Raw genomic sequence first — 1,700 nt, 5'->3', positions numbered from 1 at the left:
AGCAGCAGATGCCGCACCCCGTGCCCGACCACCAGATGACGCGCCACCAACGCACCCAACGACCCCGTACCACCCGTCACCAACACCGTCCCGTCGCCCACGTCGGCGAAGCCGGACGCCGTCGCGGAGGGCTGTTCCGGAAGGCGAGTGAGACGCGGCACGTAGGCCCGACCGTGGCGCAGTGCCGACTGGGGTTCTCCGCCGGCGAGGACCGCGGGGAGCAGAGCCAGGGACGCCTGATCGTCGTCGCAGTCGACCAGTACGATCCGTCCGGGCTGCTCTGACTGCACACTGCGCAGCAGCCCCCATGCGGCTGATGCGGCCAAGTCGGTGGGCGCCACGTCGCCGGTCACCACGTCGGCTCCGCGGGTCACGACCAGCAGACGCGCCGCCTCCAGCCGGGGGTCGTCGAGCCACTCCCGCACCTGAGCGAGCAGTCGAGCTGTCCCGGTGTGCACCGTCTCGGGCAACGAAGCATCGTCGTGCGTCCACAGCAGCGGCAGGACCGCGGCATCGACGCCCGCCTCCGCGAGAGCGGCGACATCGGGGTGCTCGGTGAGCTGCGTGAGGTCCGCGTTCCCCTCCATCAGCTCGGACGCCGCGAGGGACGGCGCGGCAAGCACACCCCACTTTTCTCCGGCCGGTATGCCGCCCGGCGTGAGCGTGGTGGACGTCCAGTCGAGGCGGGTCAGGCCAGGACCACGCCCGCGTGCGGAGGCGAGGTTCTTCGGCGCCTCCCGCAGGACGAGCGAGTCGGCCGTCAGGACGGGGGCGCCCGAGGCGTCTATGGCTCGGCAGCGGAAGGCTCCGGCAGTGCTGTCCGCCGGCGTCCAGTGGACGCGCAGTGAGTCGGCGCCCGTGGCGTGGAGACGGACGCCCGTGAGAACGAACGGGAGCATCGGTCCTTCCGTCGCCGTGTCCCGCGTCGTGGCCAGGGGGTGCAGCGCGGCGTCGAGAAGGGCCGGGTGAATGCCGTAGCCCGAGACCTCTGTGCCGGACGGCAGGTCGATCTCCGCGTACAGGTCGTCTCCGTCCTGCCAGAGAGCCGTCATCCCCCGGAAGACCGGGCCGTACTCGGTGCCGAGGTCTGCGACGCGCGCGTAGAAGTCGCCGAGGTCGACGGCCCGGGCGCCCGCGGGCGGCCAGTTCCCCCGCACGACGGTGTCTTCGCGGCCGATGTCTCCTCCGGTGACGAGGGTGCCGGTGACGTGCCGGATCCACGTGCCGGACGGGGACTGCGCGGAGAGCCGGAAGGTGTGACGTCCGGCCGCCTCCGTGGTCTCGACGACCAGCTGAAGGCTGACGTGGTCCTCCTCTTCGAGTACGAGGGGGGCTTCGATCGTCAGCTCCTCCACCAGACCACAACCGACGTAGTCCCCGGCATGCAACGCCAGCTCCACAAACGCCGTCCCCGGCACCAGCACCGCACCACCCACCACGTGATCCGCCAGCCACGGATGCGTGGACAGGGAGATGCGGCCGGTGAACACGGTCAACCCGTCCTCGGCCAGCGTCACCGCCGCACCCAGCAGACCATGACCCGCCGAAGCCTGCCCCAGACTCTCCACGTCTCCGGCACCCGAAGCCGCATGCAACCAGAACCGCTCGTGCTGGAAGGCGTAGGTGGGAAGTTCCGCGACAGCAGTCGTGGGAGCGAGCGGCCAGGTGATGGGCAGGCCGTGGCAGTGGGCGGTGGCGAG

The 1,700-nt window shown here is 71.1% G+C and carries 1 protein-coding gene; it reads right to left on the bottom strand.

Features of this window, described 5'->3' with window-relative positions:
- Window positions 1-1,700, bottom strand: a 1,700-nt coding sequence (locus tag ACFW48_RS38700) for a polyketide synthase dehydratase domain-containing protein (protein ID WP_386323367.1), incomplete at both ends; no start/stop codon positions are given.

The organism is Streptomyces sp. NPDC058812 (assembly GCF_042744565.1).
Lineage (GTDB): Bacteria > Actinomycetota > Actinomycetes > Streptomycetales > Streptomycetaceae > Streptomyces > Streptomyces thinghirensis.
Note: the sequence above shows the minus strand (reverse complement) of the source record. Positions and strands in the feature narration are given on the sequence as shown.